This window comes from Ignatzschineria cameli, from assembly GCF_003121895.1.
Taxonomy (GTDB): Bacteria; Pseudomonadota; Gammaproteobacteria; order Cardiobacteriales; family Wohlfahrtiimonadaceae; genus Ignatzschineria; species Ignatzschineria cameli.
Genome location: NZ_QEWW01000016.1, coordinates 1 through 15,352 on the forward strand (window position 1 = coordinate 1; position 15,352 = coordinate 15,352).

Genomic DNA, 15,352 nt, shown 5'->3' on the forward strand with positions numbered 1-15,352 from the left:
CGTTTAACAACTTTATTTAAAAACATTCAAAGACTTCAAAAAAACACTACTTATTTATACTGCTTATTTCGTTGCTTTTTGCTGTTTTCAAAAGGGCTGTGTCGCCTGAGGTGATGTATCTTACCCCTTTTGATTTTATTTGCAACTCTTTTTTTGAAAAATCTTTGAAAATTTTTCGAGTGTTTCATCTTGTCACCCATCAACAGCAACTTAAACATTGTCTTCAAGAGAGTTTGATAAATATGTAATCTATTGATTATCAATCAATGATGATCGAAAACGATAAAAATCGCTTAGTATAAGCGTTTAGTCAAAACCAAACAGAAAATCCCACAAAAAAGAGACAAGCTCACTTTAACAAATTAAATTAGCTTGTCTCTTAAAATCGCTTATGAACCATCTACAGTCTCAATAATAGAGATATCAAAGCGGGAACTATTTTCTGCTACTTCTCTTCGATGGCGTTAAAACTCTCTTCAAAGTTGAGTGTTCCCACATAACTATTGAGCGCAAAATGTCGCTTAATGCCGGCACGAATAGCTTCTTTCGCCAATACTGTCGCTTCTCGTTTGGAGTAACCCTTACAGAGATTTGCAGCAACATGCGCAGCGAAGGTACATCCTAATCCATGTGTATGGTGAGTATCGATAAATGCCCCTTCAATTAAGAGAAGCTCTTCCCCATCATAGTAGAGATCTCCTGATGTTTTAGGTGCCATAAGGCTACCGACATTTGTAATCACAACAGCTTTACAGCCCAAGGTCATAATCTTTTTCGCAGCAGTAACAGCCTCTTCATAAGAGGTGATCTTACTCATGCCGGCAAGTTGCGCAGCCTCAAATAAATTTGGCGTCACTACTGTTGCAAAAGAGACGAGTGATTCACGAATCGCTTTTGCATGTTCTGGAAAGAGAGGCTCATCGCCCTTACAAACCATAACAGGATCTACGACAATAGGAATCTCTCTCGATAAAGAGTGAAGTTTTTGTGAAACTAAAGAGATAATTTCTGGCGTTGGCAACATCCCTAACTTAATGGCATCAACTCCAACACCATCGATAGCAGTATTGAGCTGCGCTTCAATAGTCTTAACTTCGATCGGATAGACACCATGTGACCAATTGGCCTTAGGATCCATCGTAACAATTACCGTTAACGCGCAAAACCCATAAAGATTATGTTTAGCAAATGTTCTTAAATCTGCTTGTATTCCGGCTCCTCCACTAGAGTCAGATCCTGCGATTGTTAAAATCTTCTTCATCTCTTTATCCTTCATTTTTCAATAGATTCTATAGCGGTTGTCACTTCTATAACTCATATCTGATCTGCAACCTAACAGAGCGTTAACTCTGCCTCTCTATTATAGCAATACCCAATAGATACCACAGAAAAAGTAGTATCTAGCACATCCCACATCATTCTCCATAAAATAGAAGAGCCTAGATCTCTCTAGGCTCTCTTCCTTCGCTTGAAGGAATATTAATTGGAGTGTTGATTGGAGTATTGATCGATTATTCATTGAATAATCTGATTTCTCCCACTATTTCTCCTTTTTAACCGCAACAAAGTAAGGTGTTCCCTGGCGATTAATGAGGATTCTTAAGATCTGATCCTTCTCAGTTGCTTTTAAAGCAGTATCAAAACTCTTAATATCTGAAACTTCTAAGCCATTAACCTGTGTAATCACATCTCCTGGAATCAACCCTGCATTTTTAGCAATACCTTTTGCGACAGCTGTAATCACAACACCTTTTACAGGAGCGTTCTGTTTACTCTCTTCCACAGTAACCCCTAAAACATTTTTAGAGGCACTTTGACTACCGGCAATTTTTCGCCCTTCATCATCTAACGCTTCGATCGTAACTTCAATCGTCTCTCGCTGACCATCTCGAAGAACTTCAACTTCAACCACTTCATCTGCTTTAATTCGGCTCACTAAAATAGGAAGTTGACTTGAAGAGACCACCTCTTGATCACCAAATTTTAAGATGATGTCCCCCACTTTTAACTTCGATTTATCTGCGGGGCTCTCCGGCACAATACTTGCGATCAATGCACCTTTCGGTTTATCTAGATCAAAAGTCTCTGCAAGTGTTGCGGTTACTTCTTGGATCTGCACTCCTAACCATCCGCGTGAAACTTTACCATCTTCACGAAGTTGTTGAACAATATGCATCGCTAAATCGATCGGGATAGCAAAGCTGACACCCGCATAACTTCCGGTACTCGTATAGATCTGTGAGTTAATACCAATCACTTCCCCTTTTGTATTAAAGAGTGGTCCACCAGAGTTACCCGGATTGATAGCGGCATCTGTTTGGATAAAAGGGGTGAAGTTATCGTTAGGAAGATTACGACCTAATGAACTGATAATCCCTTGAGTCGCTGTATAGTCGAGACCAAATGGGGAACCTACCGCCATGACCCACTGCCCTACCTTAAGATCTTCAACATTGGCAATTTTTACAACGGGTAATTGATCCGCATCGATCTTTAAAACGGCCACGTCAGTCTTTTCATCTAACCCAACTAATTCTGCTGGAAGCTCACGACGATCTGCTAAGTGAACTTTAATCTTATCCGCATCGGCAACCACATGCGCATTTGTGATCACATAGCCCTCTTCATCAATAACAAATCCTGAACCTGCCCCTCGGACAATTCGCTCCTGCTCTTTTTGTGGTTTATCTCCAAAAAAGAAGCTAAAAGGATCCATCTCTCCAAAGGGGGATGGGCCACCAAATGAGAATCCCTCAAAAGGAGACCAACCTGTGATTGTCTCTGTCCCCTCTGTTGTAATACTAACGACAGCTGCTTTATTCTTTTCAAACAGTTCACTCCAATCAGGCAACTGAGCTAGAGCTTGTTGAACAATCAGCATTGCGATTGCCACAAAAAAGAGTCCAGCCTGCTGTAAATAGCGTTTTCCTAACTTCATTGAATGCTCCTTGTTATCCATTTATCGGAAACTATCTTAGTTATTCAATATGGGCGCTTGTGATGAAAATTCAAGCACATCACACAAGAAATACTGTAAAATCTCCTTATCAGATTCCCCATAAGCCTTGCCATTTTCTTACTCAATTAAAGAGACTCTAGAGTAACTTTAGAATAGCTTTAAAGTAGTTTTAGAATAATTTTAGAGTTATTTTAGAGTAATTGCTCTAACATCTTATTGACAAAGAGTAGCCCTCTTTCCGTTGGGGCAATCTGATCATTGAGGGGTTCTAATAGACCTTCTTTTCGATTCTCTTCTAAAAAGCTGGCAATCCTTTTCTCTGGAAGAAAGGTTCGCTCCTGCCAATAAGAACTCGGCACCCCCGACTTTAGGCGCAATATATTGAGGAAAAATTCAAAAGGGAGATCTTCTGATGCGATCTCATGCCGCGTTAAACGTTCACCGGCACTCTTTTCCAGATAGGTGCGAGGATGCTTTTCAATCTGCGTTCGGTAGATCTTCTCTTCATTCATCATTGTAATCTTACCATGAGCACCGGCGCCAATTCCGATATAGTCCCCAAACTCCCAATAATTTCGATTATGTTGACTCTGATGTCCGGGTTGAGCAAAAGCAGAGACCTCATAATGTTGATACCCCTTCGCTGCAAGATAGCGGTAGCTCTCAAGTTGCATCGATTCAATAATCTCTTCTTGAGGAAGTGGCGGCTTATAACGATGGAAGTAGGTGTTCGGTTCTAAGGTGAGTTGATAGTGAGAGATATGTTCCGGCGCTAATGCTAATACACCGGATAGATCCTCTAAGGCCTCCTCTAAACTCTGCTCTGGCAGCGCAAACATTAGATCACAATTAATATTGGTAAATCCGGCATTACGTGCTATCTCAAAGGCCTTGATCGCTTCATCACTTGAATGAATGCGCCCAATCTTCTCTAAAAGTCGATCATTAAGGCTCTGAACACCTATTGAGAGGCGATTAATCCCAATTTCACGATATTGTTGGAAATATTGTGCATCCACAGTGCCGGGATTTGCCTCCATTGTGATCTCAATATTAGGATCAAAATTGAGTAATGTTCTAAGCTCTGTAAAAAATTGATCTAACAGCGCTGGGGGAATCAAGCTAGGAGTCCCGCCGCCTATAAAGATCGAATGGATTCTTCTACCCCAGACCGAGGGTAAAATTTCTAAAAGATCGGCAGTTAAGGTCTGCATATAGGGCTCATAGAGCGCACTATTGTTTTGATGGGAATTAAAATCGCAATAAGGACACTTCTGAATACACCATGGAAAGTGGATATAGAGTGATAATGGGATCATGATGATAACTCTCTCTGCAATTAATCGGCGAAATCATGGATAAATCTATAATTTTCCCGCTACTGTACCATCAATCACATCTTTTGACGGAGTTTATCCGCGCTATAACTCCATCAGTACTAATCATCAATGCCAAAAAACTCCCACTATTTAGCGATAACTATTTATTAGGGCAAATTAGGGCAATAAAAAAGAGATACCTCAAATGAAGTATCTCTTCTAGAAATATCTCTTCTACGACTATTCTCTATTCTTAATCCTACTCCGTTAACAGACAGGCCGAAAGATGGCTAACGCCTTTCAATCCTGGCTTAACTTCGGCACATTGTGGCGTCACCTCTTTACAGCGTGTTCTAAAAACACAACCTGAGGGGGGATTGATAGGAGAGGGAAGATCCCCTTCTAGCAGATCTAAGGTTTTCCCTTTCTCTCTTGATGGATCAGGAAGCGGCACCGCTTGCATCAATGCTTTCGTATAAGGATGCTTGGTATCATGATAGACCTCAAGCTTTGTTCCCAGCTCAACAACATTACCGAGATACATGACCAATACTCGATCAGAGATATGTTTAACCACGGCCAAATCATGGGCAATAAATACAAGTGATAAGCCCATCTCTTTCTGCAACGACTTCAATAAATTGATCACTTGGGCTTGAATCGATACATCAAGCGCGGAGACCGGTTCATCACAGATAATAATTTTAGGCTCCAAAATAAGGGCTCGCGCAATACCAATTCGTTGACATTGCCCCCCAGAGAACTCATGGGGATAACGGTTAATCACATTAGGTAGTAACCCTACACGCGCCATAATCGCCTTAACTCGCTCTTTAACCTCATGATTTGAGAGTTTAGGAAAGTGCGTTTTTAAGGGCTCTGCAATAATATCCCCAATTGTCATACGAGGATTGAGAGAGGCTAAAGGATCTTGAAAGATCATCTGAATATCTTTCCGAATCGCCTGCATCTCACGCTTTGATGCTTGACCAAGATCTTGCCCTAAATAAGAGACAACACCATCGGTCACCGGGGCTAAACCGATAATTGCTCGTGCTAATGTTGATTTTCCACAACCTGATTCACCAACAACTCCTAAAGTCTCCCCTTCATAGAGTTTAAAACTTACTCCATCGACCGCTTTCAGCACCAAGGGCTTCTCCCAAAAGTATTGGCTCTTCTCACGAATGGGAAAATGGACTTTCAACTGATCAACTTCTAGAATCACTTTTGATCTATTCTGTTCACTCATGCTAATAACTCCTTTGCATCTCTAAAGCAAGCTCGTAGGCGCTCATTACCGAAAGGCTCTAAACGGGGCGCTTCGGAACAGCGACTATCTCGCCACTCACAGCGAGGTGTAAAGGGGCAACCTTTAGGAAGCTGGAGTAGATTAGGCGGATTACCAGGAATTGTATGAAGAAGCTCTTCATCATGTTCTAACGTTGGGATCGCATCGAGTAACCCTAAAGTATATGGATGGCTTGGTTGATAGAAGATATCTTCAACACCCCCATACTCCATGGTACGACCGGCATACATCACCAAAACTTTATCACAAGTGCCGGCAACAACCCCGAGGTCATGGGTGATCATAATGATCGTCGTTCCAAATTCTGCTTTCAGCTCATTGAGCAACGCCATAATCTGTGCTTGTACCGTCACATCGAGTGCTGTCGTAGGTTCATCTGCGATCAGCAATTTTGGCTGACAGAGAAGCGCCATTGCAATCATCACTCGCTGACGCATTCCGCCGGAGAACTCATGAGGATGCATCTTCATTCGCTTTCTTGCTTCCGGCATCTTCACCGCATCAAGCATCTTCACTGAAGCTTCAAACGCATCCTTCTTACTCATCCCTTTATGGAGCATTAAAACTTCCATCAACTGTGCGCCGACGGTCATATAAGGGTTAAGAGAGGTCATCGGATCTTGGAAGATCATCGCAATCTCTTCAGCACGAAGACGGTTCAACTCATGCTCTTTAAGATTGAGAATCTCCCGCCCTTCAAAGAGCGCTGATCCCGTCACTCGACCATTTTTAGCGAGTAATCCCATCAAAGAGAAGGCTGTCTGTGATTTTCCAGATCCCGACTCTCCAACAATCCCTAAAGTCTCACCCTTTTTGAGTGAGAAGTTGAGCGAGTTGACTGCTGTCACCTCTCCATCATAGGTCTCAAAGACTACACTCAGATCTTTTACATCTAATAATAATTCACTCATTGTGCTCTCCTAGCGATCTTTTGGATCGAGCGCATCACGAAGCCCATCCCCAATAAAGTTAAAACAAAAGAGGGTCACGATTAAAAATAGTGCCGGGAAGATTAAGAGCCAAGGTGCAACTTCCATAGAGTTTGCGCCATCAGCTAATAGTGATCCCCAACTACTCATCGGCTCCTGCACCCCTAATCCTAAGAAGCTTAAGAAAGATTCAAATAGAATCATGCTCGGCACTAAGAGCGAAGCATAGACCACAACAACACCTAAAACATTCGGAACAATATGGCGGAAGATAATAAGTGCCGTTGAGACCCCCGAGACCTTTGCCGCTTCAATAAACTCCCGATTCTTAAGACTCAATGTCTGCCCACGAACAATCCTTGCCATATCGAGCCATGACACCATTCCGATCGCTAAGAAGATTAAGAAGAGGTTCTGGCCAAAGAAGGTCACTAAAAGAATGACAAAGAACATGAAGGGGAATGAGTTTAAAATCTCTAAAACACGCATCATCAAGGAGTCAACACGCCCCCCAACATAGCCAGAGAGTGAACCATAAAAAGTTCCCATCAAGACAGCAACAAATGCTGCAGAAATCCCCACTAAAAGTGAAATTCTTCCCCCAACGGCGATACGAACAAAGATATCGCGGCCATTAGAATCCGTTCCGAGATAGTGTCCCGATTCAAAGTCAGGAGGACTTGTCATCATGCCCCAATCGGTATGGTCATAACTATACTCAGAAACCAGGGGGGCAAAGATCACAAAGAGCGCAATACAAGCAAGAACTAAGAGACTTGTCATTGCCGCACGATTACGCATAAAACGTCGACGCGCATCCTGCCAGAGACTACGCCCTGCAATATTGAGATTATCACTTAAATTTTCGGAGAACTCTTCGACCGCTTCTCTCTTCTGTTTCGATACGATATCCATCAGATTCTCCTTTAGTAACGTATTTTCGGGTCGATCACTGCATAGAGAATATCGACAATCATATTAAATAGAATCGTTAAACTCCCGACGAGAATTGTTACACTCAAAACTGTTGAATAATCGCGATTGAGCGCGCCATCAACAAAGAGCGTTCCAATTCCGGGAAGACCAAAGATCTTCTCAATCACCAGCGAGCCGGTGATAATTCCGACAAATGCAGGCCCTAAATAGGAGAGAACCGGAAGCAGCGCCGGACGCAGGGCATGCTTAATAATGATGGTCCGCATCGGCAATCCTTTCGATTTTGCCGTCCGGATAAAGTTCGAGTTAAGAACCTCAATCATGGAGCTACGCATAATCCGCGCAATACTAGCAATATAGGCAAGAGAGAGGGCAATCATAGGGAGTAACATATATTGAATCTTCCCGCCATACCAACCACCGGCAGGTAACCAATGGAGCGTAATTGCAAAGAGAAGCACTAGGAGTGGCGCAACGACAAAGCTAGGAACAACAACGCCGGTCATCGCAAAGCTCATCACTAAATAATCCCAGAAGCTATTCTGTTTGAGTGCGGCAATTGTTCCGGCAAGCGTTCCTAAAATAACGGCTAAAACAAACGCAGCCATTCCCAATTTTGCCGAGGTGGGAAAGTGGGTAGCGATCAATTCATTGACCGTATAATCCCGATAGCGGAAGGAGGGACCTAAATCACCTCGTAACAACTGCTTTAGATAATCGAAATATTGCTCATATAGTGGGGCATTTAAATTATATTTCGCCTCTATATTTGCCAATACCTCAGGGGGTAACATCCGATCACCTGTAAATGGGCTTCCCGGCGCCAATCTCATCATAAAAAATGAGATTGTAATCAACACAAGCAGTGTTGGAATGGCCTCCAATACACGCCTTAATATAAATCGTATCATGCTCTATCCTTTATTTTGCTATGGTTAATAGCTTATTGTCAGTATCTATCTTTGTGATTACCCAATCATATTAGGTATCTCCCCTCTACCACAATGTTAGCGGTAGATTGAGTAGATCATTGAGTAGACTATTTTTTAGTAGATTATAAAATCAGCAGATATGAGAGTTTATAGAGATAGCAGCGATCACTCGATCCTCCTTAACTTCATCTTCGAATGCGCTGTCATCGTGTCATCTCTTCTTAAAAATCATCCTCATCACAATGAGCCATTTAGTGATTCTTAGTGATTCATTTAGGGGATCATCCAATTGACCATCTAATTGACCATCTAATTGACCATTTGCTGAGGTATTTGAGACTTAAATCTCAGGTTCAAAATGTTTACTCTCAATCCACTCTTTACGTTCTTGACGCTGATTTCGTGCTAGTAATTTATCGAAAACAGCGATAGGATCTTCAAGAAGTGCTTCCCCATCGAGCGTATCGACACTCTCTATGGCAATCGAACCTCCTTCAGATGTTGCTACCGATGCTTCAGAAATAACTAACTGAACTAATCGACGCGTGTCAGGACTCATCGTCGTCTCTCGCAGCTGCATAGGATTCATCTCCCCTAGCCCTTTAAAGCGAGTGACCGACTTCTGTCCACGACTCTTCTCATGTTGTTTTAAGATTGCTTCTTTCTCCTCCTCATCTAGCGCATAAAAAACCTCTTTACCCACATCGATTCGATAAAGTGGTGGTAAAGCAACAAATAGATGCCCCGCAGCGACCAACTTGGGAAAGTGCTTCAAAAAGAGCGCACAGATCAAGGTGGCGATATGGAGACCATCGGAGTCTGCATCCGCTAAAATGCAGATTTTGCCATAACGTAACTCATCAAGATTCTCATTGTTGGGATCTACCCCGATAGCAACAGAGATATCATGAATTTCGTTAGAGGCTAAAATTTCACTTGTGGGGACTTCCCAAGTATTGAGAATCTTCCCTCTCAGCGCCATCACAGCTTGTGTATCACGATCGCGCGCCTGTTTTGCCGATCCACCCGCAGAATCCCCCTCCACTAAAAAGAGCTCTGTCTCATTAACATCGGTACTTACGCAATCTGCGAGCTTGCCAGGAAGTTTAGGCCCTTGCGATACCCGTTTACGTACAACGGTTTTTGCACTCTTAAGACGTGCTTGAGCAGTAGTAATCACCAATTCGGCGATCTCTTCTCCATCTTCAACATGGTTATTGAGCCAAAGAGTGAAGAAATCTTTAATCGCGCCATTGAGTAGTGTTGCGATACTACGAGAACTGAGACGCTCTTTAGTCTGTCCTGAGAATTGAGGCTCCTGCATCTTGACCGATAATAAGAAGTTAAGATGAGAGAAGAGATCTTCCGGCGTAATGCGCACACCTCTTGGAAGCAGGTTTCGCTGCTCACAAAAATCACGAAGCGCTTCCGTCAAGCCCGACTTCATTCCATTGACATGGGTTCCGCCTAATGGAGTAGGAATTAAGTTAACATAACTCTCAACCATTATCGGGGCGCCTACTTCATTCCAAGCAAGTCCCCAGATAGCCTCTTCACTCTCTCCTCGATACTCACCGAAGATGATCTCTTTAGGAAGATGATCAACCTCTTTTAAGGTATCGTAAAGATACTCTTCAACACCCGATTCATAACACCAAACGGTGACCTCTTCCTCTTTGTGAGTTTGATCGATCAAGGTGATCTTCAAGCCGGCACAGAGAATCGCTTTTGCTTTTAAAAGATCGGAGAGCGCCTTTTTAGCAATTTTGGGTGAATCAAAATATTTCGCATCCGGCTTAAAACGAATCTCTGTTCCAGTTTCGTTCTTTGTACATTTGCCGATTACTTCGAGCTCACTCGCCTTATAACCATCATTGAAGGTGATACGATAGATCTTCCCTTCTCGATGAACAATCACCTCTAATGTCTCAGAAAGCGCATTCACAACAGAGACCCCTACCCCATGTAAACCACCGGAATATTGGTAACTCTCATTGTTGAACTTCCCGCCGGCATGAAGGGTCGCTAAGATCAACTCAACGCCACTGACGCCATGATCAGGATGAATATCGACAGGCATTCCACGTCCATCATCTTTAACGCCTAGCGATCCATCGTGATAGAGTGTCACGGTAACGGCAGTTGCATGTCCGGCAAGCGCTTCATCTACCGAGTTATCAACCACTTCTTGCAGAATATGATTAGGACGACTTGTATCGGTATACATGCCGGGGCGCTTACGTACAGGATCTAGCCCAGATAGAACTTCTATAGAACGAGATGTATATTGTTTGTTACTCATAAGTTGCAAAACTCTCTCATCGACAATAATCAATCATTATTAATAAAAAATAGAGCTTTTGAAAGAAAGCTCTTTTATCTTTCTGTTACTTTTCGTTTTCATCTTCATTTTCATTTGACCGATCAAATCTCTCAATTTTTAGCTCAATCGTAATTGATGAATCCCTGAAAATTGTAAAATCGGCAAGCGACCAAAGTAGTTAAGTAAGATAATGTTGCCAATAAGATCAATTAACCCTCTACTGCTGATTGATAGTGCCCCTAATAATGACCTCAATCGTGACATTAATCATGACATTAAATCTTCAATCGACCCATCATCGATCTGATGAATAGAACAAGATCATCATTATTGAACACTATCCATTCAATGAGTATCAATCTCAATCTCGATCCGATAGAGCATGCCCTAATCTTCTCTCACACTCGATATCACTCAATGGAAAACATTATATTACTTTAAATAGAGAAACGTGCCTCAAAAGAGTGGTCATTTATGGTCTATTTTGATAAAAATCATCCAAATGTCGACCCAACTTCTCTATTTTTATCCTAAAAAGGATTAAATCCCCCACTTATGCCTGAGAGGTCGGGGTACTTTGATAGCAGAGATTATAAAGATCTGTTACAAGCTGACGAACAGTATCTACCAAGAGATAACCGTTAGATTGCGCTACGGCATTTTGATCATCACTTAACTCTAAGCGCTCCTGAAATTGATCAAGATAACGGACTCTCTTCAAAATAAAGTCCTCCGCGAGGGAGAAGGTGACAAGCTCCTGATAAGCAAGCCCTACTTTAGTGACACTCCACCCTTCTGAGATATTGAGTTCAATCTCTTTTGAATCTAACGGAATTCCACGATAGCGCGCGACACCTCCCTCCTCTTTATTGAGCTCTTTAAGTTCAATCTCATCGAGAAATTGAAAACGGGTATCACTTAAACCATTTTGAACCCAATCGGTCATCAAAAGCGCCATCTCAACTTGCGGTGCATATCCTACTACCGGCAGTGCCCCCAATGTTTTACGCAAAACAGCTGTTACCAAAGAGGCCTTTTTCTCAGAAGTGGCATCAATGACGAGCCAATTTTTCTCACGATCAATATAGGCCATAATCGAACTCTGCTCAGGATAAGCATTTCGAATAAATTCATTGGTAATCACCTCTTCAAGCTCTTTGAGTCTAGCGCGATCATAAAGATCGAGTTCATGCTCACGAGCACGCTTCTCAACAGCCGTTTGAATAGCTCGGCGAGGTAATTTTTTCACCTCCATACCAAGACGAATGAAGTAGGCACTATGAATCGTCTCAACAAGATTTTCTCCTTGAGAGAATGCCGGTAACCAACCATAAGTCTCTAACTCATCATCGCCACATTCTCGTAGGGGATATTCGCTAAGCAACGCCTCAAGCTCTGATGAATCCATCATGAATGGCTCATCAAATTGATAGATAAGTATATTCTTAAATGGTCGCATGATGAGAACTCCTTAAAATTAGAAGAGGGGAGAAGTCCCCTCATATCAGATAATTCAATAACTAAATAACTAAATAATTCAACAAATCAACAAATCAACAATTAAAATAAAAAGAGGAGATTACCTCCTCTTTCTTCTCTTTAGGCATTAAATCTTTCGGCACTAAAATCGCCAAAATAAGATAGATTGCCCTATAACAGCTCTATTCACCTTTACGAACAAGTAGTGCCATCGATTCCACATGTGCTGTATGGGGGAACATATCCATAACCCCTGCCGACACTAACTCATAGGGATACTCTTTTGTTAAAAGTGCTAAATCACGGGCTAAAGTTGCCGGATGACACGATACATAGAGAATCTTTTCTGGGGCTAAGGTCCCTAAATAAGGCATCATCTCTAATGCTCCCGATCGCGGAGGATCTATTAAAATAGCATCATAACGCTCATTCATCCAAGGAGCATCGTGTTGATCTTGTGTTAAATCCGCACAATGGAATTCAACATTTTTGATCCCATTATATTCAGCATTACGCCCTGCCCACTCGGTTAAGCTCTTATCCCCTTCAACCCCTATTACTGAGCCCGCAACGGTTGCTAAGGCTAGTGTGAAGTTTCCTAAACCACAAAAGAGATCGAGTACCTTCTCATCCCCTTTTAGATCGAGCAGCGATAATGCCTGTTTAACCATCTTATTATTCATCGCGGGATTGACCTGCGTAAAATGGTAAGGCTTAAAGTAGAGCGTCAATTGATCGAGAAGACGATAATAGAGTGCTTGATCCGATGATCCTCTCTCTGTTAAAGCCGTTGTGGTCGATTCATTTCCTGGTTGCAGGTAGAGAATAAGGTCATGCTCTTCTTCAAAAGCTCGTAAAACTTCTAAGTCCTCTTCTGTAGGCTGCTCAAGTACACGAAAACTTAATGCATGAGTATCATCCCCTACTGCAACTTCAATCTGCGGTAATTTTGCCGCAATCGAGAGCTTTCCGATCATCTCGGAGAGAGGCGTGATGAGTTGGTCAATCTTCTCCTCTAAAATAGGACAACGATGCATATCGACGATAAAAGGAGTTAAACGCTCACGAAAACCGACAAGAACTCGCTCTTTCGCCGGCACATTTTTTACCCCTAATCGTGCTTTATAACGGTAATTACGAGATTTCCCTCGAAGATTAGGCAGATGCTCATACTCCGTTAAACCTGCTTGTCTTGCCAAATTAGAACGTAGCTGCTCCGCTTTAAAATCGATCTGACGCTCAGCATCAAGATGTTGTAATCGACAACCACCACAAACACCATAAGCCTCACAGAAAGGTTCTACACGATCAGGAGAACTGACTAAGACCTCTGTCGCTTGAGCTTCATCATACTCTTTTTTAACCTTGGTATATTGTGCAACAACCTTTTCACCGGGGAGAGCACCATCTACAAAGACCACTTTCTCTTCAACCTTGGCAACGCCACGGCCATCATGTGCTAAATCATGAATATCTACTGTAATAGGCTCAACTGGAACTCTATTACGTCGACCTCTTCCACGTCTATGTCCTCTACTCACAATTACCTCATTTTTACTTAAATTTTTGCAATATAGAAGTTTATCACATTCATCTATAAAGAAGAAAAGAGAACGCTCCCTTTATCAATTAGGTAACGATCATTCCTCACATTAAGATCGAAGCGTTATAGTAAGAGAATGCGTATAATAGAAACGGTAGCAATCGATCTTATGGAAAGTGATTCGATAATTTAACCAAATAACTCAAGCATTATGGTAATCGTAAGTTAAAAGTAAATCACCAAAGATCACCTTCCCCACCTCAAAGAATAGAGAGATAATCATGAGCGAACACTATTTCCCTTGTACAAGTTGCGGCGCCTGTTGCCGTTACCTACATTTAGCAACAGAACTGCAACATTTAGATCGTGGTGATGGTGTTTGCAAACATCTCACCGAAGAGAATCGGTGTGAAATCTATGAAACGCGTCCTGATATCTGCAATATTGAGTATCAATATCATACTAATTATCGTCATATCCCCTGGGATGAGTTTGTCGCAGAGAATCTACAAATCTGTGAGCTCCTACAGCTCGATCAGAAAGTAAAAGCACGAGAAAAAGAGGAGAAATAAGAACTTTTTGATCCAATAATTCTCTAGATCATTTTACCAAGTACCTATTAAGTCAAGAGAAGCCGATGAGTTGCGGGAGATCACTTGCCTGCAAATATATGATAACTCTAGCGACTTAAAATTGATCTTCAATATCTGTAGATCTATCCACTAAGATAATCATCGGAGCCGCGGGAGCCTACTATTTCATTCTTATTCCTATTGCATGCCCGCGGAGTGGCATCTTTGATACTAATACCGGCAATCAATTACTAATGAATCACTATCCATTTATAATTACTGATAATCGATTTCTCCTTCGTTAGCTATTACTCATGTCTACAACTCCTGGCCTATCCCGTATTGTTTTTACAAAGCCGTAATGGTTAGTCTTCTGCCAACGCAAGATTATTTAAAACAATTAATCCCAATATATCTATCATGCTTATTGATAATAAGAACAGCTGATGCGTTGCCGGGTTTTACGATTGTGATCTTTTAACGATCTCGTGCCGGCAAGAGGCAATCCATTTCGGCATCGAAGATGCCTCATTCGCGGGCATGCAGTAGTTAAAAAGTGAAATTGTCAGTTCTCGGCTTCCTAGACTTTATTACCAATGTTTTACCAAAAATCTATTGAATAAACAGAGGCTGAGAAAACCGATGCATTGCCGTATTTTACGATTGTGATCTTTTAACGATCCTGTGCCGGCTAGAAGCAATCCATTTATGGCTTTGTAAAAAAATATAGGGGAATGATCAATTAACACCGACATCAAAAAAGCCCTATCCGCGGGCATGTAGTGGTTAAAAGAGCGAAATAGTAGTTTCCCGCGGCTCCGCAGATTGTCTTAGTAGATTATTTTTAAGGAAATATGTTTTTGAGGGACAAAACAAGCACGCAAGAAAAAAGCCTCTAGCGATTAAGCTAGAGGCTTTTAGGATAAAGCCCTGGGGTTGACCTACTCTCACATGGGATCTCCCACACTACCATCGGCGCTGCTACGTTTCACTTCTGAGTTCGGGATGGGATCAGGTGGTTCCATAGCGCTATTATCCCCAGGAAAAC

11 protein-coding genes and 1 rRNA gene are annotated in these 15,352 nt (G+C 42.0%); 1 reads left to right on the top strand and 11 read right to left on the bottom strand.

What is annotated here, in order from left to right; genetic code table 11:
- Nucleotides 1-445: 445 nt before the first annotated feature.
- The 10 genes from thiD to rlmD all read right to left on the bottom strand — a co-directional run bounded on the left by thiD (nt 446) and on the right by rlmD (nt 13,730).
- Nucleotides 446-1,261 (bottom strand): bifunctional hydroxymethylpyrimidine kinase/phosphomethylpyrimidine kinase, encoded by an 816-nt coding sequence (gene thiD, locus DC077_RS10235; protein ID WP_109218035.1) that lies wholly within the window; start codon nt 1,259-1,261, stop codon nt 446-448.
- A gap of 279 nt (nt 1,262-1,540) precedes the next feature.
- Nucleotides 1,541-2,938, bottom strand: coding sequence for a Do family serine endopeptidase (locus tag DC077_RS10240; RefSeq protein WP_109218031.1), 1,398 nt, complete (start codon nt 2,936-2,938; stop codon nt 1,541-1,543).
- Between the two features lie 212 nt (nt 2,939-3,150).
- Nucleotides 3,151-4,278, bottom strand: coding sequence for a radical SAM family heme chaperone HemW (hemW, locus tag DC077_RS10245; protein WP_109202477.1), 1,128 nt, complete (start codon nt 4,276-4,278; stop codon nt 3,151-3,153).
- A gap of 259 nt (nt 4,279-4,537) precedes the next feature.
- Nucleotides 4,538-5,530, bottom strand: coding sequence for a murein tripeptide/oligopeptide ABC transporter ATP binding protein OppF (gene oppF / locus DC077_RS10250; RefSeq protein ID WP_109202476.1), 993 nt, complete (start codon nt 5,528-5,530; stop codon nt 4,538-4,540).
- Entirely contained in the window at nt 5,527-6,501 is a 975-nt protein-coding gene (gene oppD / locus DC077_RS10255) for an oligopeptide ABC transporter ATP-binding protein OppD (protein ID WP_109218032.1), read from the bottom strand. The genes oppF and oppD overlap by 4 nt, the downstream gene beginning before the upstream one ends.
- A 9-nt stretch (nt 6,502-6,510) precedes the next feature.
- On the bottom strand, nt 6,511-7,434 hold the full coding sequence (gene oppC / locus DC077_RS10260; protein ID WP_094568558.1) for an oligopeptide ABC transporter permease OppC: 924 nt from the start codon (nt 7,432-7,434) through the stop codon (nt 6,511-6,513).
- 11 nt (nt 7,435-7,445) lie between these two features.
- Entirely contained in the window at nt 7,446-8,366 is a 921-nt protein-coding gene (gene oppB / locus DC077_RS10265) for an oligopeptide ABC transporter permease OppB (RefSeq protein WP_094568557.1), read from the bottom strand.
- A 361-nt stretch (nt 8,367-8,727) separates the two neighbouring features.
- Nucleotides 8,728-10,689: a DNA topoisomerase IV subunit B gene (gene parE / locus DC077_RS10270; RefSeq protein ID WP_109202474.1), complete on the bottom strand. Its 1,962-nt coding sequence runs from the start codon at nt 10,687-10,689 to the stop codon at nt 8,728-8,730.
- 574 nt (nt 10,690-11,263) lie between these two features.
- Complete coding sequence (gene rdgC / locus DC077_RS10275) at nt 11,264-12,169, bottom strand: recombination-associated protein RdgC (RefSeq protein WP_109218033.1); 906 nt, start codon at nt 12,167-12,169, stop codon at nt 11,264-11,266.
- A 202-nt stretch (nt 12,170-12,371) separates the two neighbouring features.
- Entirely contained in the window at nt 12,372-13,730 is a 1,359-nt protein-coding gene (rlmD, locus tag DC077_RS10280) for a 23S rRNA (uracil(1939)-C(5))-methyltransferase RlmD (RefSeq protein WP_109218034.1), read from the bottom strand.
- A 283-nt stretch (nt 13,731-14,013) separates the two neighbouring features.
- Here rlmD and DC077_RS10285 point away from each other — a divergent pair, with 283 nt between their 5' ends.
- Nucleotides 14,014-14,304 carry a YkgJ family cysteine cluster protein gene (locus DC077_RS10285; RefSeq protein WP_109202471.1) on the top strand — a complete coding sequence of 97 codons (291 nt, stop codon included), beginning with the start codon at nt 14,014-14,016 and terminating at the stop codon, nt 14,302-14,304.
- Between the two features lie 928 nt (nt 14,305-15,232).
- Here DC077_RS10285 and rrf read toward each other — a convergent pair.
- Nucleotides 15,233-15,347: ribosomal RNA gene (gene rrf, locus DC077_RS10290) — 5S ribosomal RNA — on the bottom strand.
- Nucleotides 15,348-15,352 lie beyond the last annotated feature (5 nt).